Annotated in this window: 22 protein-coding genes; 8 read left to right on the top strand and 14 right to left on the bottom strand. The window is 70.0% G+C overall.

Annotated elements, in window-relative coordinates; genetic code table 11:
* Position 1: 1 nt before the first annotated feature.
* The gene (locus SM447_RS23810) at positions 2-670 is read right to left on the bottom strand and encodes a HEAT repeat domain-containing protein (RefSeq protein ID WP_474575072.1); all 669 of its coding nucleotides are present in this window, start codon (positions 668-670) and stop codon (positions 2-4) included.
* 277 nt (positions 671-947) lie between these two features.
* On the bottom strand, positions 948-3,395 hold the full coding sequence (locus SM447_RS23805) for a M14 family metallopeptidase (RefSeq protein ID WP_474575071.1): 2,448 nt from the start codon (positions 3,393-3,395) through the stop codon (positions 948-950).
* Between the two features lie 333 nt (positions 3,396-3,728).
* Here SM447_RS23805 and SM447_RS23800 point away from each other — a divergent pair, with 333 nt between their 5' ends.
* The 4 genes from SM447_RS23800 to SM447_RS23785 all read left to right on the top strand — a co-directional run bounded on the left by SM447_RS23800 (position 3,729) and on the right by SM447_RS23785 (position 6,679).
* On the top strand, positions 3,729-4,055 hold the full coding sequence (locus SM447_RS23800; protein ID WP_474575070.1) for a hypothetical protein: 327 nt from the start codon (positions 3,729-3,731) through the stop codon (positions 4,053-4,055).
* A gap of 41 nt (positions 4,056-4,096) precedes the next feature.
* On the top strand, positions 4,097-4,576 hold the full coding sequence (locus SM447_RS23795) for a hypothetical protein (protein WP_474575069.1): 480 nt from the start codon (positions 4,097-4,099) through the stop codon (positions 4,574-4,576).
* 77 nt (positions 4,577-4,653) lie between these two features.
* Positions 4,654-5,847, top strand: a complete 1,194-nt coding sequence (locus tag SM447_RS23790; RefSeq protein ID WP_474575068.1) for an MFS transporter — start codon at positions 4,654-4,656, stop codon at positions 5,845-5,847.
* A gap of 394 nt (positions 5,848-6,241) precedes the next feature.
* Complete coding sequence (locus SM447_RS23785) at positions 6,242-6,679, top strand: hypothetical protein (protein WP_474575067.1); 438 nt, start codon at positions 6,242-6,244, stop codon at positions 6,677-6,679.
* Positions 6,680-6,828: 149 nt separating this feature from the next.
* Here the strand turns inward: SM447_RS23785 and SM447_RS23780 are convergent, their stop codons facing one another.
* The 3 genes from SM447_RS23780 to SM447_RS23770 form a co-directional block, all read right to left on the bottom strand.
* Positions 6,829-7,083 (bottom strand): hypothetical protein, encoded by a 255-nt coding sequence (locus SM447_RS23780; protein ID WP_474575066.1) that lies wholly within the window; start codon positions 7,081-7,083, stop codon positions 6,829-6,831.
* A gap of 458 nt (positions 7,084-7,541) precedes the next feature.
* Complete coding sequence (locus SM447_RS23775) at positions 7,542-7,922, bottom strand: squamosa promoter-binding protein 15 (protein ID WP_474575065.1); 381 nt, start codon at positions 7,920-7,922, stop codon at positions 7,542-7,544.
* A 198-nt stretch (positions 7,923-8,120) separates the two neighbouring features.
* Entirely contained in the window at positions 8,121-9,026 is a 906-nt protein-coding gene (locus SM447_RS23770) for an oxidoreductase (protein ID WP_474575064.1), read from the bottom strand.
* Between the two features lie 131 nt (positions 9,027-9,157).
* Here SM447_RS23770 and SM447_RS23765 point away from each other — a divergent pair, with 131 nt between their 5' ends.
* Complete coding sequence (locus SM447_RS23765) at positions 9,158-10,024, top strand: helix-turn-helix transcriptional regulator (RefSeq protein ID WP_474575063.1); 867 nt, start codon at positions 9,158-9,160, stop codon at positions 10,022-10,024.
* A 38-nt stretch (positions 10,025-10,062) separates the two neighbouring features.
* Here the strand turns inward: SM447_RS23765 and SM447_RS23760 are convergent, their stop codons facing one another.
* Positions 10,063-10,671 carry a TetR/AcrR family transcriptional regulator gene (locus SM447_RS23760; RefSeq protein WP_474575062.1) on the bottom strand — a complete coding sequence of 203 codons (609 nt, stop codon included), beginning with the start codon at positions 10,669-10,671 and terminating at the stop codon, positions 10,063-10,065.
* Between the two features lie 166 nt (positions 10,672-10,837).
* Between SM447_RS23760 and SM447_RS23755 the strand changes: the two genes are divergently transcribed.
* Positions 10,838-11,524: an SDR family NAD(P)-dependent oxidoreductase gene (locus tag SM447_RS23755; protein ID WP_474575061.1), complete on the top strand. Its 687-nt coding sequence runs from the start codon at positions 10,838-10,840 to the stop codon at positions 11,522-11,524.
* A gap of 86 nt (positions 11,525-11,610) precedes the next feature.
* Here the strand turns inward: SM447_RS23755 and SM447_RS23750 are convergent, their stop codons facing one another.
* Positions 11,611-12,072: a VOC family protein gene (locus tag SM447_RS23750; protein WP_474575060.1), complete on the bottom strand. Its 462-nt coding sequence runs from the start codon at positions 12,070-12,072 to the stop codon at positions 11,611-11,613.
* 111 nt (positions 12,073-12,183) lie between these two features.
* Here SM447_RS23750 and SM447_RS23745 point away from each other — a divergent pair, with 111 nt between their 5' ends.
* Complete coding sequence (locus SM447_RS23745; RefSeq protein WP_474575059.1) at positions 12,184-13,161, top strand: helix-turn-helix transcriptional regulator; 978 nt, start codon at positions 12,184-12,186, stop codon at positions 13,159-13,161.
* Positions 13,162-13,284: 123 nt separating this feature from the next.
* On the opposite strand, the gene SM447_RS23740 is transcribed toward SM447_RS23745, so the two are convergent.
* The 5 genes from SM447_RS23740 to SM447_RS23720 all read right to left on the bottom strand — a co-directional run bounded on the left by SM447_RS23740 (position 13,285) and on the right by SM447_RS23720 (position 15,904).
* Positions 13,285-13,851 carry a GNAT family N-acetyltransferase gene (locus SM447_RS23740; RefSeq protein WP_474575058.1) on the bottom strand — a complete coding sequence of 189 codons (567 nt, stop codon included), beginning with the start codon at positions 13,849-13,851 and terminating at the stop codon, positions 13,285-13,287.
* A gap of 155 nt (positions 13,852-14,006) precedes the next feature.
* A complete protein-coding gene (locus SM447_RS23735) occupies positions 14,007-14,579 on the bottom strand; it encodes a GNAT family N-acetyltransferase (protein ID WP_474575057.1) in 573 nt (190 codons plus the stop codon).
* A gap of 78 nt (positions 14,580-14,657) precedes the next feature.
* Positions 14,658-14,897, bottom strand: a complete 240-nt coding sequence (locus SM447_RS23730; protein ID WP_474575056.1) for a DivIVA domain-containing protein — start codon at positions 14,895-14,897, stop codon at positions 14,658-14,660.
* 447 nt (positions 14,898-15,344) lie between these two features.
* On the bottom strand, positions 15,345-15,647 hold the full coding sequence (locus SM447_RS23725) for a hypothetical protein (RefSeq protein ID WP_474575055.1): 303 nt from the start codon (positions 15,645-15,647) through the stop codon (positions 15,345-15,347).
* A complete protein-coding gene (locus SM447_RS23720; protein WP_474575054.1) occupies positions 15,620-15,904 on the bottom strand; it encodes a hypothetical protein in 285 nt (94 codons plus the stop codon). The genes SM447_RS23725 and SM447_RS23720 overlap by 28 nt, the downstream gene beginning before the upstream one ends.
* Positions 15,905-15,948: 44 nt before the next feature.
* Here SM447_RS23720 and SM447_RS23715 point away from each other — a divergent pair, with 44 nt between their 5' ends.
* Positions 15,949-16,710: an arginase family protein gene (locus SM447_RS23715; RefSeq protein WP_474575053.1), complete on the top strand. Its 762-nt coding sequence runs from the start codon at positions 15,949-15,951 to the stop codon at positions 16,708-16,710.
* A 45-nt stretch (positions 16,711-16,755) separates the two neighbouring features.
* On the opposite strand, the gene SM447_RS23710 is transcribed toward SM447_RS23715, so the two are convergent.
* Positions 16,756-17,715: a diacylglycerol/lipid kinase family protein gene (locus SM447_RS23710; protein WP_474575052.1), complete on the bottom strand. Its 960-nt coding sequence runs from the start codon at positions 17,713-17,715 to the stop codon at positions 16,756-16,758.
* Between the two features lie 285 nt (positions 17,716-18,000).
* A complete protein-coding gene (gene htpG / locus SM447_RS23705) occupies positions 18,001-19,917 on the bottom strand; it encodes a molecular chaperone HtpG (protein ID WP_474575051.1) in 1,917 nt (638 codons plus the stop codon).
* Between the last annotated feature and the right edge of the window lie 83 nt (positions 19,918-20,000).

Here is a 20,000-nt window from a genome sequence, read left to right as displayed (position 1 = left end):
GTCACCTCCTCCGCTCCGTCTCGCCGAGCGCCACGACGCGCTTCGCCTCGTCGACGGCGAACTCGAATCCGGTGTCCGGGTCGCGCCGCAGCCGTTCGGTGGCCGCCGCGTGCCGGCGTACGACGGGGTCGGGGTCCGTCATCGCCGCCCGCAGGATCGGCATGATCACCTCACCGAGCGCGATCAGCGCCCGGCTGAGGCTCAACTGCGTCTCACGCTCGCCGCGCCCGAACTGCGTCGCCAGCACCCCGGCCAGTTCGGCCTCGTCACCGTCGGGCACCAGCGCGACCGCGGCCCGCCAGGCGCTCCGCGCCACCTCGTCGTCGGCGTCGGTCAACAACGCCCGGGTGATCGCCGGCCACGCCCGCCGATCCCCGATCTTGGACAGCGTGTGCAACGCCTGGCTGCGTGCCTGCGGACGATCCGAGCCCAGTTCCTGGATGAGCCGCGGGACCGTCTCGGAGGCCGGGTGCCGGGTCAGGGACCAGGTGAGCATCTCGCGCACGGAGAACTCCGGCTCGATCGCGCAGCGTTCGAGCAGCTTGTCGATGAACCCCGGGTCGGGAGTCGTGCCGGCCGCCAGGGCCGCCCGCAACCGCACCGACGGGTTGCCGCTGGCCAGCCCGCCGAGAATCCGCACCGTGTCCGTGGCCGCCTTCGGCGTGTTCATCCGGACCACCTCCTCGGCACAGTGAAGACCTTGTCACTCTGTCAAGGTCAAGCCGTCCTCGCCGCCAACACGGAGAGGAAGCGGTGGCCGGGCCGGGGAGCGGCCGTCTGACGGCATCGACGGTTCAGCTCGACAGCGTCCCGGCACGTCTGCCCGGGGCCCGACGGACAGGTCCGCCGAGGGCCGGACCGGGGGCCGGCACGCGTGCGCTCGACCGAGGCGTTCGCGAGCCGGGGAGCCGCGACCGCTCGACGGCGGTCGCGGCCCCCGGACCCGGTCAGCTCTTCGGTGCGCTGACCTTCTGCTTGTTGTGGTTGTTGCCCCGGCCGTCGGGCTTGTAGTTCTTCTCCACGTTGCCGGCCGCGTCCACCGAAAACCAGTGCACGGTCGTGCCGACGGGGATGGTCAGCGTCTCGCCGCCCTCCCGGATGCCGGCCGAGCCGTAGAGCGTGGAGTCGTAGGTGGGTCTGCTCCGGTCGAGCGTGTAGAAGACCGCCGCCGGTTCGCTGGTGGAGAAGGTGACCTCCACCATGCCCGGGGTGGCGCTCGCACGCACCGACAGCGAACTGGTCGGCCGCTTCTTGTCCGTGTCGAAGTCACGGGCCACCCGGAGCATCTCGACCAGCCCGTTGGAGAACTCCATCGTCTCGGCGTGCGCCTCCTGCCAGGCCGGCTGGAACGAGGTGCCGACCTCGAAGTTCCAGGCGTAGATGCCGTAGCGGTACCAGAGCATGTCACCGGAGTTGCCGGCCGCCGAGTAGAGCACGTCGGCGATCGGGCCGGTCCGGGCCGGGGTGACGGCCAGGTTGCGGTGCCGCTTGATGGCGGTCAGGATCCGCGACGACGCTCCCCAGAACAGCGACTCCTCGGCCAGGGTCGGTCGAGGAGCGGAGATCCGGCCGGGGGTCGCGTACGAGCCGGGCGACCACATGAAGTAGTTGCCCGACGAGTGCAGGTTCATCGAGAACCTGATGTTCGGGCGGGCGGCCAGCCAGTCGACGTTGCGGCTCTCCGGCTCCGACAGCTCGCTGGGCCCGGCGTACGTGCCGCTGGTGCAGCTCGGTGAGGCGCCCGAGTAGCCGTCGAACATGCTGTACTCGGTGTAGTTGCGGTTGTTGTCCACCCCCCACGAGTTGCGGCCGAGGAAGTCGCCCGAGGTCTCCGCCGTACAGTGGTTGGTCATGTTCTTGCGCTGCGAGTTGAAGTCGTAGAACGAGTAGTGCCCGCCGTCCGGGTTGATCGACGGGGCGATCCAGATGTCGAGGTTGTCCACCAGTTCACGGGTCCGGCGATCGTGCGCGTAGTTGCGCAGCAGCCGCTCGGCGGTCTCGATGGTGACCAGCGGCGGCACCCATTCCCGGGCGTGCTCCTGGGCGTAGGCGAGGACACCGAGCTTGGAACCGTCGCGGTGCTTGCCGATGCGGATGGCGTACACCGGATGCGGGTCACGGGAGACCGACGCCGGCGCGGACAGGCCGTCCGACAGCGGCGTCCGCGCGGCCGGCGCGACCACGCCGGCGCCCGGGCTGCCCCGATAGGTGTACGCGGCCAGCAGCGTCCCCGCCTCGGCGTTGAGCGCGGCGACGACCTGCGCGGCGGTGCTGGTGACGGTGCCGCTGGCGTCGGTGGCGAGGTCGACCCGGACCTGGGTGCCGGTGACGGTCACCGCCAGCGGGGCGTCGGCGACGCCGGGATCGGCGAGCTCGACGGAGAGGTCGTTGCCGCCCTGGTGGCCCCAGGCCAGCGAGTCCACCGCGACCCGGCCGTCGTTGGCGGTGCCGAACACGGCCTGCGCCTTACGCCGGTAGCCGTTGGTCCGGTACGGCAGTTCCACGATCTCGGAGATCTTCGGGTACTGGGCGGCCAGCGCCCGGATCCGGTCGTACAGCTCGGTGGGGGTCAGGTAGCTGGCCACGAAGTCCTTCATGTAGCCCGGGCCCTCGGGGTTGTGGTCCGGGATGGGCAGCCACTCGTTGACCTTGGCCACCGCCACGTCACCGCTCGGGCTGGTGATCCGCACGTACGCCGGCCGGTTGGTCACCTGCGCCGCGCCCCGGTGGTAGAGGTACACGCCGGCGTCGACGAAACGGGAGATCGTCTGGGTGCCGCCGGAGCCGATCTCGGTGCCCGGCCCGCTGTCCCGCTCGACGGTCAACGGGCTGGCGTCGGTCTGGCCCTGCGCCCACTTGGCCTCGACCGAGAGCACCTGCGTGTCTCCCGAGGTGTAGTAGTCCGCCCTGATGATCTTGACGTCGGAGACCGTGGAGGTGGCGGAGAAGTCCGCCGCGGCCGCGTACTCCTGGTTTTCCGCCAGGTGGGCGGCGATGGTCGCCTCCCGCTCGGCCACCCGCTGTTCCGCGTCCGCCGCGGTGTGCAGGACCTTGCCGAAGGTGAAACCGGCCCGGGTCAGCGTGGCGATCTCGTTGCCGGTCACCACCGCGTGCACGACGATCCCGTCCACGGTGTGGGTGACGTGGTGGTCGAGGTCGACGCCGGTGGCGACCAGAGCGTCCAGCTCGGCACTGTCGGCCAGCATCACCTCGACCACGCTGGCCTGCTCGTCGGCGAGCCGACCCAGGTCGGCGGGCGCGGCTACCGGTGCGGCGGCCTGCGGTACGACCGCCGCGGCCGGGTTGACCAGCAACAATACGGCCGCCGAGGCGGCCAGGACGGTGGCGGCGGGCAGCTGGGGTCGCCAGCGGGAGCCCGTACGGACCTTGGACATGAGGCGGTCGCCCCTCTTCTCGGCGCGCGGCAGGGATGCAGCGGGTTCAGCGCGGGTTCCGCCGAACTGCCGCCAGCTCCCGGGACAGCCACGGCGACGCGCACGGCGGTCGACGCTGCCCGCATCGCCGATTACGCAGCGTCGCGTGTCCGGTTCGTTGGGGTGATCGGGTTGCCGACATCCTTCGCCCGCAGATAGGGGTCTGTCAATCACCGATGGGTCCGGCGCCGGTGACCGCGCCCACCTCGCACCAACCCGTCGAGGATCTCGTGTTTGACCTGCGTGCAGACTGGAGATCAAGAGCCTGAGGCTCGATTACGAGGGGGATCACGCGTGTCCGAGAACGTCACCGACCGGCACAACCACATGGCCGACCGTCCCGCCGGGGTCACCGACCCACTGCTGTGGCGGCTCGCCCTGGACGTCGCCGACGCGCATGCGCCAGGCGAGGACGGTGGCTGCACCCACCTGCTGTGCGCCGGTCAGAACTGGCCCTGCGAGCCGTGGCAGCAGGCCCAGCGGGCCCTGAGCCTCGCCCAGGGTGGCGCGGCCGACGAGACACCGACCCCGGCCTCCTCCCGAGAGGACACCTGGGCGACCCCGACGGCCCGGCCCGGTTGGGCGCCGGACCGCTCGCACCAAGAGTCCGCCGCCGCCTGAGCAAGGTCCAAGGCCCGAGGCTGTCAATGTAACGTTGACGGGTGCTCGACCCGCTCGATCAACTCGCCGGCATCCCGGCCACCCGGGACCGGCTCGACGACACCGAACTCGATTTCATCGACCGGGCCCGGCAGGCCGGTGCGACCTGGGCGCAGGTCGCCGCGGCCCTCGGCCTGGGCACCCGGCAGGCCGCCGAGCAGCGCCGGCAACGCCTGGCCGCCGCACGGACCGCCCGCCGGTCGGCGTCCGATCAGGACTGGCCCGCCGAGGTCGCGGCGCTGCGCCGGCTCCTGACCGACCTGCGGCGCTGGATCGACGCCGACCGTCGCTGGGACAGTCGCTTTCCCAGGGCGGCACTGACCCGCCGCACCACGATGCTCGCCCTGGAGGCCGAGCCGGGCGCCCTGTACGACCTGGCCGACCGGATCCGGGCCGACCTGCCGATCGCCGACCCCGCACTGCCCGCCCCGGTACGCGTCGTCGCCTGCGATCTCGCCGAGGCGTTGTCAACGAAGCGTTGACGCACGTCGCATCTATTGCCTCGACGCGACTCAAGCTATGACGCTGTGAGCCACTCTGACTCAACTCCGGAGGGCTCGTGCGGCGCAACGTGATCCTGTTCGTGGCGGTCTCCCTGCTGTCCGGACTCGGCGGCAGCGCCATGGCCCTGGTCGCCGGCATCTGGATCCTCGACCTCACCGCCTCCCCCGGCCTGGCCGCGCTCGCCGGCCTCTGCGGGTACGCCCCCACCCTTGCCGGACCGTGGCTGGGCGCTGTCGTCGACCGGCTGCCCCGACGCCGGGTCGTCATCACGGCCAACCTGAGCGTCACCGCCGCCCTGCCCAGCCTGCTGGTGGTCCATGGCCCCGGCCAGGTGTGGCTGCTGTTCTGCGTGGCCACCGTCTATGGCATCGCGTACGTCCTGATCGACGCGGGTGAGAGCGCCCTGCTGCCGGCCGCGCTGTCACCGGTCCACCTGGCCCGGGTCAACGGGTGGCGTTCCAGCGCCCAGGAAGGCGTCAAACTGGTCGCCCCGCTCGCCGGCGCCGGCCTGTACGCCTGGCAGGGCGGGCACCTCGTCGCCCTGCTCGCCGCAGTGCTACCGGCCCTCGCCGCGGCCGGTTACGCGGCGCTGCGCCTGACCCACACGCCACGGGCGGCGACGCCCCGCGACCGGGGAGTTCGCGTCGCGCTCACCGTCCTGTTCGGTTCGGCGTCCATCAAGCGGCCGGTGGCGCTGGCCGCGGTCGCCATCGGCATGTCCGGCTTCACCACCGCCGCCGGCTACGCCGTCGTCACCGACACGCTCGGCCTGCCGGCGACGATGCTGGGCGTACTGCTCAGCGCCCAGGGCGCCGGTTCGGTCGCCGGTGGACTGGTGGTCGGTCGGTTGATCGCCCGGTTCGGCGCCTCAATCATGGCCCTGACCGGTGCCGCACTGTTCGCGGTCAGCTGCCTGCTCCGGTGCCTGCCCTGGTGGCCGGGAGTGGTCACCGCGTCGGTGCTGGCCGGTCTCGGGCTCCCGTGCGCGCTCGTCGCGGCCATCACCGCCGTCCAGACGCACAGCCCCGGGGCGCTGCTCGGCCGGGTCGCCGCCACCGCCAACACGGTCATGTTCGGGCCGATCGCGGCAACGACGCCGCTCGGGTCCGCCGCCGTGCTGCTCGGCGCCCGGCCACCGCTCGTCCTCGCCGCCACCATCTGCCTCACCGTGTGCGCCCTGACCCGGCCGGGTCGACGCGTACGAACGCGGTCCCGCCCCTCCCCCGTGTCAACCGGTCATTCCGCCTGATGTCGCGAGCCGCATCGTGGGGCCATCCGTCATGAAGAGGTCGTTCGATTCGAGGATTGCTGAATCGGTCGCAGTATGGTGCTTCGCCGCTACGGTCTCCACTCACCTCGCTGCCGAACACGAGAAAAAGCGGCGCTACCTCGACAAACGGCTCCGCCGCAACTCCAGGAACGTCCAGCCTTGCTCAGATTCCAGGGCTTCGCTGTGCGTCGAGTCGCGCGTCCACCGCGTTTCGCGTAAATGGTGACATTGAGGTACAACATTGGCCGGGGTCCACGTAGGTATATTGGTTATGCTCTATTCAGTTCGTGCTTTTACGCCTCGGCCCGTCTAGCATTGGGTTCGCAATCGGCTCACGCCACGAGCGCAATTTCCCTTTACGTCTGGAGTAGTCATGCCTCAAGTCCGTTCTTCCCGCCTCGTTCGCCTGCTGGCCGCAGGCGCCGCCGGCGTGGCCACAGTGGCCGTGCTCCCCGCGGCCGCCGCCCAGGCAGGCACGGCCCCGTTCACCGTGTCGGTCAAGGGCGGTTACAACGACACCCTGTCCCTCGGCACCGCCACCGGCACCCTGACCGGGGTGACGGGAAGCGCCCAGGCGAGCTACTCGGTGACGCTGTGCGGGCAGAGCACCTACCCGAGTTCGCGGGTGACCATCCAGGGGGGAACCGCCACCGCCACCCACATCGTCTACTACCAGAACTGCGAGACCTTCACCGGCGAACTCGTCTCCAGCTACGCGTTCAGCAGGGCTGACGTCACCGTGTCCGGATCAACCTTCTACCCGGGCAACCAGTACACCACGTACTCGAAGACCAAGACGGTGTACTTCTGATCCAGCCCCGCGTCGCCTGACGGACAGTCACCCATCGCCGCAGACCCTCAACCGCCGCCGCGCTGGCAGCCCAGCCCGGAGGCCAGGCCAGGACCCATACCGCTGTCCTGGCCTGGCCTCATGTCGACGAGCGGCGGTACGACGTTCACCTACTCGAAGGTCTTCCACTCCCGTGTCGGAATTCGGTCTTCGCTGGTGTCCCAGCAGCGATCAGCCCAACCCTTTGCCAGCACCACCGGACGGCTCAGCACAATGTCGCCAGCTCGCTGTGCCCGCAGCACCAGCCCGAGTTGTGGCGAGCACGGATCGGCGTACTGCGAGTACCGCAATTCGCTGCTGCGGGCCGCGAGGTAGTCAGTGAACTCGCCCTCCAGGGGTGAGGGCGTCTGCCCCACTAGTCGCATTCCCTCCAATGTCACCTGAGGGCCGCGCAGCGCATTCACCGCGACGCCCGCCAAGCCGATCGACTCGCCGTAGTAGGTGGTGACCGCTGGCCCGGAGAACCTCCCGTCAGTACGCCGCTCAAGCTAGAATTCCGCCCACACTTCACTGCCCGAGCTGCCCTCCGAGACGGCAACGCTGAGGGCGTCCTGCACCGCAGCCTGAACCTGGTCGTGTGTCATGCCGAACCTCAACGGGCCCACATGCTCGAAAGGCGTGAACGACCACGGGAGCCGCTGCCCCTCCACCAGGACGGCCCAAGGGTCCGTGTCCATGTCCCCTCCCGGCGAAGTGCCCTGCCCAGCGGCCAGCGACGCGAAGATGATAGTGGGCGACATCCGCCTCCCGGGTCGCCCCGGACTGCGTTCAATGCTCGCGTGGAGAGCGGCCTCCTCCTCGTTGAAGAGGAGGCGTCCTGGCGCTACCAGGCATGCTGGTCATCGGCGTCGGGTGGTGGCGGGGCGTACTGGTTCCAGGTGCCGTCGCGGAACATGTACAGCCGGAAGTAGGACTCCTCCTGGTCCATCAGGAACACCTGCACCCGCTGGGGATAGCGCCAGGGCACCGCCCGAATCTGGGTGAGTAGCGCATCCAGGTCCGCGTGGTTGAGGACGCCGGCCCAGACCTCGCACTCCGGGTTCTTCCAGCCACCCCAGTGGTTGGCTTCTGGGTCGGTCAGCGTCTCCAGCGTGCCAACCCCCCTCGCCTGGTTGCCGTACACGTCCGGGCTGGCGTCGGCTCTGCGCGGCGCGTCGCGTTCCAGCCAGCCGCTCAAGGACCGCACGTTGCCGTGGTCCGCCATGTCAGCCTGAATCATTAGATTCGCTACCCAGCTCACCCCCCGCATGATCTACGAATTCGCGCCGCCGGACCATCCGAGGTTGCTCGTCGATCCCCGACCATCGTCAACCGTTTTACAGACCGTCCTCGACCACTCGGGTAGCCGGCGCAGCCGCACCGATCTGCCGTACCTGACGCGCCGACCGGCCGGTGACCGCCGTCAGAGGTAGCTGACGCCGGTCAGCTTCTCGGCTGCCGCCCACAGCTGCCTGCCGACGGCCGGATCGACGGCCTCCCGGCTGAGCCGGGCCACGGCGACCCTGCCCCGCGTCTCCCAGAGCCCGGCCGGGCCGAAGAACTGGCCGCCCCGCACACCGGGCTCGGTCGCGGCGCGCAACTGCGGCAGCGCGCCCTGCTCCACCGGCTGGGTCGCCAGCAGCCCGGCCGACGCGATCAGCCGCCCGAACCGGCCACGGTGCTCCCAGGCACGCGGAGTCAAGTTGGTGCGGGTGAGACCGGGGTGGGCCAGCGCGCTGACGATCGGCGCTCCGGCGGCGCGCAGGCGGCGGTCCAGTTCGATGCCGAAGACCGTGGTGGCGAGCTTGGACCGACCGTAGGCGACGGTTGCCCGGTAGCCACGTTCGAACATCAGGTCATCGAAGTCCAGGTGCGCGTTCTTGTGCGTGATCGAGCTGAGGCTGACCACGCGGGCTTCCCGCGCCGAGGCGAGGTTGTCGAGCAGCAGGCCGGTCAGCGCGAAGTGGCCCAGCATGTTGGTGGCGAGCTGTAGCTCGAAGCCGTCGGCGGAGGTGCGGCGCGGGCCGAGCAGCACCACGCCGGCGTTGTTGACCAGCAGATCGATCGCCGGGTGGTCGCCGGCCAGCTTCGCCGCGAAGGCCCGCACGGACGCGAGGGAGGCCAGGTCCAGCTCGCGCACCTCGATGTCGCCGCCGATCCGACGGGCGGCCTCCTCACCGGCGAGGGTGTTGCGTACGGCGAGCACGGCGTGGGCGCCGTGGTTGGCCAGTTCGGTGGCGGTGACCAGGCCGAGGCCCGAATTCGCGCCGGTCACGACGGCGACCCGACCGCGCTGGTCGGGGATGCGGTCGGCGGTCCATCCGGTCATCTGCTGCTCCTGGAGGTGTCGGTGCGCTGGGCCACCGACGTTAGGAGCGATCCGGTGCGGTTCGGTCGTTCTCGATTGCCTAGGTCTGCGGGACCTACCTTCGGTGGTCCGGGCCGCTGCACACTTGCGGTATGAACAGCCTCCATCCGTACGCTCGGGAGCTCGGCGACTTCCTCCGCGCTCGGCGTAGCCGGCTGCGTCCACACGACGTCGGCCTGGAGCCGGGTGGCCGGCGCAAGGTGACCGGGCTACGGCGTGAGGAGCTGGCCCTGCTGGCCGGGCTGAGCACTGACTACTACCAGCGGATCGAGCAGGGCCGGGAGGTACGTCCGTCCGACGACGTCCTGGACGCGCTTGCCGGCGCGCTCGGCCTCGACGACAAGGAACGCCGACACCTGTTCACCCTGGCCCACGCCGCCCGTCGGCCGATGCCCGGCCGGGTGAACCGCGATCCGGAGCGGGTGCCGGACAGCACCCGGCGCCTGCTGCGGGTGATGGACACCCCCGCGGTCGTCCTCGGCCGGCATCTCGACCTGCTCGACTGGAACCCGATGGCGCAGGCGCTGCTCGGCGACCCGGACGCCTACCCGACCGACCGGCTCAACATGCTCCTGCTGCTGTTCGACGACACGTTGACCGGCGAGCGTAGCTGCCCGGACTGGGAGCGGCAGGCCCTGGACTACATCGGCATGATGCGCGCCGCCGTCGCCACCGATCCCACCCACCCACGCGCCACCGCGATCGTCGGCGAGCTGAGCATCCGCAGCGCCGAGTTCCGGCGGCTGTGGGCCCAGCACGACGTACGTGATTCGGTCAGCGGCACCAAGACCTTCCGGGTTCCCGAGGTGGGCGACATCGTCCTGGACTGGGACACGTACCCCCTGCCGGGAAACCCGGGTCCTGTCATGCTCGTCTTCACCGCCGAGCAGGGCAGCGCCGACGCGGACCGGCTGCAGCTCCTGGCGTCATTGCACGCGACCCGCTCAGCCCCTGCTTGATCAGGTGAGCCGCAGGCGGTGTGGCGTCGCGGCGGCAGTCACGACCGGGGTGCGAGAGTTCGCAGCGCGATGTCGATCGAGGCGTGCAGGTCTTCGCGGCTTGCGCCGGCGGCGGCGTGCACGGCGTGGCCCTCGCTGAGCGCCATCACGAATCGCGCCAGCGCCCGGGCATCCACGTCCTCCGGGAGGTCTCCTTCCTGCGCCGCTCGGGACAGTCGTTCTTCGAGGGCGGACTCGGTGGCGGCCCGGCCCGCGGCCAGGATCTCGGAGATGCGGCTGTTCTCCGGCGAGCAGGCCAGACCTCCCTGGATGGAGAGGCAACCCGCGGGATGATCGTCGGCGGTGAGGCCGTCGGCGCTGGAGCGCAGGAAAGCTGCTATGGCGGCATGCGCGGTGGGTTGATCGAGTGCCGTGCGCGCGTTGGCCACCTGGATCTGGTGGTAGCGGGTGAAGGCGCGTTGGAAAAGCTGCTCCTTGCTGCCGAACGTGGCGTACAGGCTCGGGCGGTTGATGCCCATCGCGCTGGTGAGTGCGCTCAGTGACGCGCCCTCGTAGCCGTACCGCCAGAAGACCTCGGTGGCGCGGTCGAGGACGGTCTCCTCGTCGAAGGCTCTCGGTCGTCCGGTGCGAGGCGTCTCCATGCCCATGAGAACCGAGTCTACCGATCGGTACGATACGTGACCCGGCTCACCGACCGACCGGTACAAAACCTGCTAACGTGGCGGTGCAACCGAGCGGTACAAAATATGCCGCGCTCGCGTGCCGGTCACCCTGTCGATTGGTCGCGGCGGTCCGCATACCTGGAGGAGACTCATGACCGTCACCTTGATCACCGGCGCGAACAAGGGCATCGGTTTCGAGACGGCCAGACAGCTGCACGAACTGGGTCACGTCGTGTACGTCGGTGCACGGGACGTCGAGCGGGGTGAGCAGGCCGCCGCGGCGCTGGGCGCACGATTCATGCAGTTGGATGTCACCGACGACGCGTCGGTGCGCGATGCGCTGGCGACAATCGACTCCACCGAGGGTCGCCTCGACGTGCTGGTGAACAACGCGGGCGTCCTGGGAGCCGGAGCCATCGACGGGCCGACGGCCCTGCGCGTGTTCGACACGAATGCCGTGGGGATCGTCCGAGTCACGGAGGCCGCCCTGCCGCTGCTGCGGAGATCCTCGAATCCCACGGTGGTCACCCTGTCGAGCAGCATGGGATCCTTCTGGGCGGTGACCAATCCCGAGCGGCCGGAGTTCAACCTGCCGCTGGCGCTCTACGCGGCGTCCAAGTCGGCGGCCACCATGCTCACCGTCCAGTACGCCAAGTCCCATCCGGGCATCAAGTTCAACGCCGTCGAGCCCGGCACCACCGCCACCGACATGACCGCCGCCTTCGGCGTCGGAAGACCAGTGACGGAAAGCGCCAAGACGGTCGTACGCCTGGCCACGCTCGACGCGGACGGGCCAAGCGGAACGTTCACCGACGAGTTCGGGCACCTGCGCTGGTAGGCGCGAACGACAGCTGAGCCGTCGATGCTGGCAACGGGACGAGGCCGCCCGGGTTGGTGGCACCCCGTCCCGTTGCCAGCGGGCTGTCAGGCGTAGGCGTGCGGGGCGGTGACGTCGAGGATCCAGGTGACGCCGAAGCGGTCGGTCAGCATCCCGAACGCCGGTGCCCACTGCGCTGGGCCGTACGCCTCGACGACGGTGGCACCATCGGCCAGCTTCTCCCACAGCGCGCCGACCTCTTCGACGCTCTGGCCGCGGACCGACAAGAAGAACGACTCGCCGGTCAGCGTCATGCCGTTCTCGCGCCGGGTGGAGGGTGCCGGCGCGCTGCCGGTCTGGCCGGGCACGTCGTAGGCCATGACGCGGAAGCCGTCGTCGGCGGCGACCTGACCCCAGACGACCTTGCCGGCGTCGGGCAGTTCCTTCGGCATCCCGAAGTCGCCGTACGTGATGACCATGATCTCGCCGCCGAACACCGAGTGGTAGAACTCCAGCGCCTGGCGGGCGTTGCCCCGGAAGTTCAGATGGGCGGTGGTGCTGATGCTCATGAAGAACTCCTGTGAGAGAGGTGCGGTCAGGCCGTCCGGCCCGCGTCACCACCCAAGGGTCGACGGCGTAGGTGACAGGGTGTGGCACCTACTCCGGGTACATTTCGCGGCGTGCCGAAAACCTCTGGTCGACTGCTGGCCCTGCTGTCGCTGCTGCAGACCCGCCGCGACTGGCCGGGCACGCTGCTGGCCGAGCGGCTCGACATCAGCCTGCGGACGGTGCGCCGCGACATCGACCGGCTGCGTGAGCTCGGCTACCCCATCGCCGCCGCCAAGGGTCCCGACGGCGGCTACCGGCTCGGCGCCGGCACCGAACTACCGCCCCTGCTGTTCGACGACGAGCAGGCCATCGCCCTCACCATCGCGCTGCAGATCGCCAGTACCACGCTGGGCGACGGCACCGGCGAAGCGGCAGCACGGGCGTTGACCACCGTCCGGCAGGTGATGCCGTCCCGGCTACGGCACCGCATCAACGCCCTCCAGATCACCGCCGTCGAACGACCCACCACCCGAGCGGCCGCTTCGATCGATCACGACGTGCTCCTGGCGATCAGTTCCGCCACGCAGGCCCGCGAGATCCTCCGCTTCGACTACCGCCCCGACACCACGGGCCAGCCGCGCCGCGTCGAGCCGCACCACGTCATCACCTGGGACGGACGCTGGTACCTCGTCGCGTGGGACCTCGACCGGGCGGACTGGCGCACCTTCCGCGCCGACCGCATCGCCCTGCGCATCCCCAACGGACCCCGGTTCACGCCCAGGGAACTGCCCGGCGGCGACGTGACCACCTTCGTCACCGGCAGGTTCCGTGGCGCTGACGACGGCACCCTTGGCTGGCCCTGCCAGGGCACCGTCATGCTCGACCTGCCGGCCGCCACCGTGGCCCGCTACACCCGCGACGGGATCGTCGAGGAGGTAGGCGCGGACCGCTGCCGGCTCACCCTCGGCTCCTGGTCCTGGCCCAGCCTCGCCGCCGCCATCGCCCGGTTCGACACCGAGATCGAGGTCGTCGAACCCGCCGAGCTCGTCCACGCCTTCGGACAGCTGGCCCGCCGCCTCGGCAGGACCGCCGCCGGCCCCCACTCCTAGCGGGACTTCCTGATCGGGCGCGCGCTCATAGCCGGGGTATCGAAGTTCGGATGACGACGGCAACGTCCTCTTGGAAGAACATGGGATCCGGCGGTGCATCACCTTACGACGAGGTAAGCAGGATCAGACCCTGGTGCGCATGACCCACCGCCACTTCGCGATCTTCCGTACGCGGGTGAAGCCGTATCGCGCGAACAACTCCTCCGGCCCGGTGTGCAGGTAAGCGCCACGCTGCGGCGGACGTCCCTCGGTCTGCTCCGGATAGGCCTCCACGACGCCGCCGCCGGCCCGCCTGATTTCCTCCAACGCCGCCGCCACCGCAGCCGCCGCAACGCCCCTGCCGCGGTCCTTCGCGTTGGTGAATATGCAGCCGATCCGCCAATCCGGCAGATCGTCGGTTCCCTGGTCGTAAGTGCGCCGGTTCTTGATGTTGGGCAATTCGAGCGGGGGACCGAACTGGCACCAGCCGACGCAGTGGTCACCGTCGTAGACGAGCACCTGGTGGACCGTACCGCCCACCACATGCCGACGCTTCGCCTTCCGGTTTCCTTCCCGAGTGTGCCCGGCACCGACCCCCTCCGGATGGAATCCCATGCACCAGCAACCGCCCCACACCCCGTTGTTGGCCTCGACGAGCACGGCGAAGTCGTCCCAGGTTTCCGACGTCAGCATCCGAGTCGTCAACGTCATGCCCTCAGTGTGGTCCAACGGCCCGACCATCGTGACGCCGGACGCCGACAGCCACTTCAGCAGAGGGCTGATCGACGCGCTCAGACAGGCGTTGATCAGTCAGTCGCACAGCTGACCGTCCCTGCTGTCGGTGTGGTTGCCCGTGGCGATCCACCTCACCGCAGGTCGAGTCGCATGAGCACGCGCGGGAACCCGGCGAGCACCGAGGTGGTGTCGGCCGCCTTGACGAAGCCGGCGTGCTCGAAAACCGCGCGGGTGCCGACGTACGCCATCGTGAGGTCCACCTTCTCACCACGGTTGTCGACGGGATAGCCCTCGATTGCCGGCGCTCCGCGTTCGCGGGCGAAGGCGACCGCACCGGCGAGCAGGTGGTGCACGATGCCCCGCTTGCGGTGACCCGGCCGCACCCGGAAGCACCACACGCTCCACACATCGAGATCGTCGAGGTGCGGGATCCGCTTGTTGCGGGCGAAGCTCGTATCGGCTCGCGGATGTACCGCCGCCCAGCCGACGACCTCGTCGCCGTCGTAGGCCAGCACCCCGGGAGGAGGGTCGCGCCCGACGAGTTCGCGTACCCGGTCGCCGCGCATCGTCCCGCGTAGGTGCAGGTTCTCTTTCCCGCCGATGCGGTAGCTCAGACACCAGCACACGTTCGCGTCCGGCCGCTTCGGACCGACGACAGCCGCGACATCCTCGAACACGGTCGCGGGGCGCACCTCGATCGCCATGACGCCTACCCTGCCATCGCCCACCGACACCGATCTTCCACCCCGAGCGGGCACCCCTTGCCGATGGGGGCGGAACGCTCATGGCGCGGGTGGTTCGTGACGCACCGGCCCCGGATCGCCGTCCGGTGAAGCCGCGCGGGTGGGCGGTACCGGAGACCGATCCCGGGCTCCGGTGATCCCGGCCGCCTGTTCGTGGGCTCGGTTCAGGATCACCTCAGCCTCCCGTCGGGCGGCGGCCACGATCACGTCGCTCTCGCGCCGCGCCTCGGCGCGATGGTCGTCGGCCTGTTCCTCGGCGAGCCTGAGGATCTGTTCCACCCGGGTGCCCAGGCCACTGAGACCTGACCGCTGACGATTCCGCCGTCGTGCGGCCGCAACCGTTGCTCCTGTGCTCGTCCCATCCCCGGGGTACCCCGGTCTCCTCGTCGGGGTTCACCAGGCCGTCGCCGACGAGATCGGACTCCGTCGTACCGACCAGGCAGAGCGCGACGCCGAGCACGGCGATCGCGGTGCCGGACCAGACCGCGGCCGGACCAAGGGACGGACCGAGTGCTACACCGGCGCCGAGCCCGACAAGGACGGCGGCGGTCTTGACCGGCTTGCGCACAGGTTTCCTCCAACGGTTCCGACGGGGCTCGCTGTTTCAGCATGGCCATCGCGTCAACCGGCGGTGGTGTCGACGGCGGGGGCGGTTGCCGCTCGTGCGGGCGGGCACTGTTCGCACCGCCTGACGAGGTAACCGCTGCTGTCACGGGGGTGGGGTGGTCAGCTTTCGCTGTCCTGATCCGGGAGTTCGGCAGCAAGGCGCTCCGGCCAGTCACCGTGGGCAAGGCCGCCCGCGACGAGCACGTCCCGCCAGTCCGTTCGGAGAAGCTCTACCTCAGCGACGAATCGACTCCATTGGCCGGACGCCGCGAGCACCAACGCCGCTTGGACGCGTTCCGGATCCTGACGACCGTACGCGTCGGAGGGTAGCTCGGCGAGCCACCGGATCACCTCGTCGGCGCTGCCGGGCTCCTGGAACTCCCGTCTGATCCTGCTCACCAGCCGCTTGGTGGGGGTGGGCATGTTCTCGTCTCCCGTTCTCCGCTCGCGAGCGGCGCGTGTAGTGCGGCCCGGCAGGCCGGCCATTCCGAATCGATGATCGAGTACATGGCGGAGTCTCGGAGCAGCCCCGCCTCGCCGGGTGTCTTCAGGTCGACGCGGGCCACGTTCCACGCCTCGAACGCGTTGGCGAAGAGCAGGAACTTCGCCTCGGTGTTCCGCCCTGTCCGCTGCGCCGACGCCGCCAGCCAGGTGAAACCCACCTCCACCGCGTACAGCACGTCGCGGTGAATGGTGACTGTGGACCTCGACGATAGGGTGGGGCGTGACGACGATCCTGGTGCCCTACCACCAAGATGAGCGGCTTCTCGACGACGAGATCCCGATCCCGGCGGATGTCACTGTCCGGTCGCGGGTGCGCGACGGGGACGTCTGGCGACAGATGGCAGGGGTGTGCTCCGCGACGGCGGAGGCGGTGTCGCCGGTGGTGGCGGCCAGCGGCGTACCGGTGGTGTTCTCCGGCGACTGCCTGGTCGCCGGCGGCACCGTCGCGGGGGTGCAGGGAGCCGGAGTCGACCCGGCGGTTGTCTGGTTCGACGCCCATGGTGACGTGCACACCTTGCAGACGAGCACATCGGGCTATCTGGGAGGCCTCGCGCTGCGGCTGCTGAACGGTGCGCATCCCGAGCGGTACGCCGACGTGATCGGGTTGCGGCCGGTGCCGCCGGAGCGCTCGGTGTTGGTCGACGCCCGAGACCTTGATCCGGCGGAAGTGGAATATCTGGCCGTCAGCGCGACGCGCCGGATTCCGGTCGCCGAGGTTTCCGCGGAGACCGTGCCGTCCGGGCCGCTGGTCCTGCACATCGACGTGGACGTGATCGACTCGGGCGAGGTGCCCGGTCTCCGCTTCCCGGTGCCGGACGGCCCGTCGGCCGACGCCGTCCTGGCCGCCTGCGCGCGGCTGTTCTCGACCGGCCGCGTGGTGGCGTTAGACGTGGCATGTCCGTGGTCGCGAACCGATGACGAGGGCCAGCGGGACATCCGTACGCGGCTGCTGTCCCGGCTGGCGGCGCTGGCCGACCGCTGAGCCGCAGTCCAGGCCCGGTCGGGTGACCAATCCCCCGCCCCCGCCTCACTGCGGCGCGGCGGTTGCCTCCTCGGCGTCCCGGTCGGGGCAGCAGACGGTCAGGGCGGCGGGCACGGCGCGTACCTTCAGTTTCCGGGCCGTGGTGCGGGCGCCGCCGTCCAGTTCGTACGTCTTCGGCTCGGCGAAGCGGACCTTGACCTTGCGTCCCCGGGTGATCCGCACGAACTTGGAGTCCTCGGAGCGGCCGGTGGCCATCTTGCCGAGGGTGCGGGCCCAGTCGACAGCGCCACTGGCGGTGGAGACCCCGATCTCCAGCGAGCCGCTGTCGGGGCGGGCGTCGTCGAAGGCGGGGATGCCGCCGGTGATGGTGCCGACGTTGCCGAACAGCACGCAACTGGCCTCACCGTCGAACCAGAGGGCACCGTCGACGGTGATCCTGGTCCGGGTCAGCTCGCCCCGCACGTGGCGCAGCCCGGTCCACACGTAGGCGAGCCGACCGAGGCGTCCCTTCATCTCCCGGTCGGCCTCGCGGATCAGGTCGCCGTCGAAGCCGGCACCGGCCATCACCGCGAAGTGCTCACCGTTGAGCTTGCCGAGATCGAGGCGGCGATGCTGCCCGTGCAGGCCGATCCGGACGGCCTCGCGGAGATCCTCCGGAATGCCCAGGTTGGTGGCGAACAGGTTGGCGGTGCCGGCAGGCAGGATGGCCATCGGGGTCCGGCTGCCCGCGAGGGTGTCGGCGCAGCGTTGGACCATCCCGTCGCCGCCCCAGACGAAGACCAGCTCGGCACCCTTGTCGAGCGCCTTGCGCACCTTCTTCGGCGCCTTGCGGCTCTTGGGCACCTCGTACCACAGCAGGTCCTCGACGCCCGCGCCGACCAGCGCGGCCCGCAGTTCGTCCAAGCCGCCGCCGAGGGTCTTCTTCCGATGGGCCACGACCGCGACGGTGCCGACCGTCACGGCGGGAGCCGGCCGGTCCGGGTCCACCAGCACACTCGCACTCATGGCGGCCAGTGGTACCCAGCCAGCCGGAATTCCACGCCTGGGGTACCCCTGTGGCAGGTACGGCGCTTTGCGGGGCGATCAGGAAGTGGGACGCCGCGTACGAAAGGAGTCGACCCGCGGCGGCCGGCGTGGCCCGGCTGACCAACCCTGGCCGGCCTCACCCGCTGACCCGCCGGAGCGGCCCGACGGTCGGGACCGCCCAAGATTGCGCTCGATCCGGGATCGAGTGGTCTCGTGGCGACTCGAAGGCCACTCGATCCCAGATCGAGCGTGATCAGGGAGCGGCTACAGGGTGCGGGCGAGGCGGTCGGCGAGGATCCGGGCGAACCGCGACGGGTCGGCCAGGTCACCGCCCTCGGCGAGCAGCGCCGTGCCGTAGAGCAGCTCGGCGGTCTCGGCCAGCGAGTCGCGGGTTCCGCCCTGCTCGTGGGCCTTGCGCAGGCCGGTGACGAGCGGGTGCGTCGGGTTGAGTTCCAGGATCCGCTTGACCTTCGGCACCTCCTGGCCCATCGCCCGGTACATCTTCTCCAGGGTGGGCGTGAGGTCGTGCGCGTCGCCGACCACGCAGGCCGGTGAGGTGGTCAGTCGCGACGACAGCCGCACCTCCTTGACGTTGTCCGCCAGCACCTCACCCATCCAGCCGAGCAGGTCGGCGTACTCGGTACGCTGCCGTTCCCGCTCGGCCTCGGCCTCCGTACGCTCCTGCTCGGTGTCCAGGTCGACCTGCCCCTTGGCGACCGAGCGCAGGGTCTTGCCGGTGTAGCTGCCCACCCGCTCGACCCAGACCTCGTCGACCGGGTCGGTGAGCAGCAGCACCTCGTAGCCCTTGGCGCGGAACGCCTCCATGTGCGGGGAGTTCTCGATGGTGGCCCGGTTCTCGCCGGTGGCGTAGTAGATGTCGTTCTGGCCGTCGCGCATGCGTTCGACGTAGCCGGCCAGGTCGGTCAGTTCGGCCGGGTCGTTGGTGGAGGCCACCGACAGGATCTCCAGCAGGGTCTCCTGGTTGTCGGTGTCCTCGATCAGGCCCTCCTTCAGCACCGGCCCGAACTCGGACCAGAGGGTGCGGTAGCGCTCCGGCTGGTCGGCCTTGAGGTCCTTGACCGTGGCGAGGATCTTCTTGACCAGCCGACGGCGTACGGCGCGGATCTGCCGGTCCTGCTGGAGGATCTCCCGGGAGATGTTCAGCGACAGGTCGTGGGCGTCCACCACACCCTTGACAAAGCGCAGGTAGTTGGGCATGAGCGCGTCGCAGTCGTCCATGATGAACACGCGCTTGACGTAGAGCTGCACGCCCCGGCGGCCCTGCGGGGAGAACAGGTCCAGCGGCGCGTGGCTGGGGATGAACAGCAGCGCCTCGTACTCGAAGGTCCCCTCCCCCCGCATGTGGATGGTTTCGAGGGGGTCCGCCCAGTCGTGGCTGACGTGCTTGTAGAACTCGTGGTACTCCGCCGGCTCGACCTCGCCGCGCGGGCGCGCCCACAACGCCTTCATCGAGTTGAGCGTCACCGACTCGGTGGTGGCGGGCGCGTCGTCGGTGCCGGGCCGCTCGACGGTCATCCGGATCGGGTGGGCGATGAAGTCGGAGTAGCGCTTGACGATGTCGCGGATCGTCCACTCGGCGGTGTAGTCGTGCAGGTTGTCCTCGGCGTCGACGGGCTTGAGGTGCAGGGTCACCGCCGTGCCCTGCGGGGCGTCGTCCAGCTCGGTGATGGTGTACGTGCCCTCGCCGGTGGACTCCCAGCGCGTACCGCCGGTCTCGCCGGCCCGCCGGGTGACCAGCTCGACCCGCTCGGCGACCATGAACGCGGCGTAGAAGCCGACACCGAACTGGCCGATCAGCTCCTGTGACGCACCGGCGTCCTTGGCCTCGCGCAGCTGGCGCAGCAGCTCCGCGGTGCCGGACTTGGCGATCGTACCGATGACGGAGACGACCTCGTCGCGGCTCATCCCGATGCCGTTGTCCCGCACGGTCAGGGTGCGCGCGTCCCGGTCGACGTCGATGGTGATGTGCAGGTCGTCCGTGTCGACGGCGAGGTCCTTGTCGACCATCGACGCCAGGCGCAGCTTGTCCAGCGCGTCGGAGGCGTTCGAGATCAGCTCGCGGAGGAAGACGTCCTTGTTCGAGTAGATCGAGTGGACCATCAGCCGGAGCAGCTGACGCGCCTCGGCCTGGAACTCCAACGTCTCGGCCCGGTCGTTCACACCATGTCCCTTTCCGGTCGTCGCCACGACGGTCTCGCAGAAAGGATACGAGTCGTCGCGCTGCGCGTGCGTCCGGTGGCCCT

This window comes from Micromonospora aridisoli (genome assembly GCF_056150025.1).
This window is presented reverse-complemented; position numbering and strand designations above follow the sequence as displayed.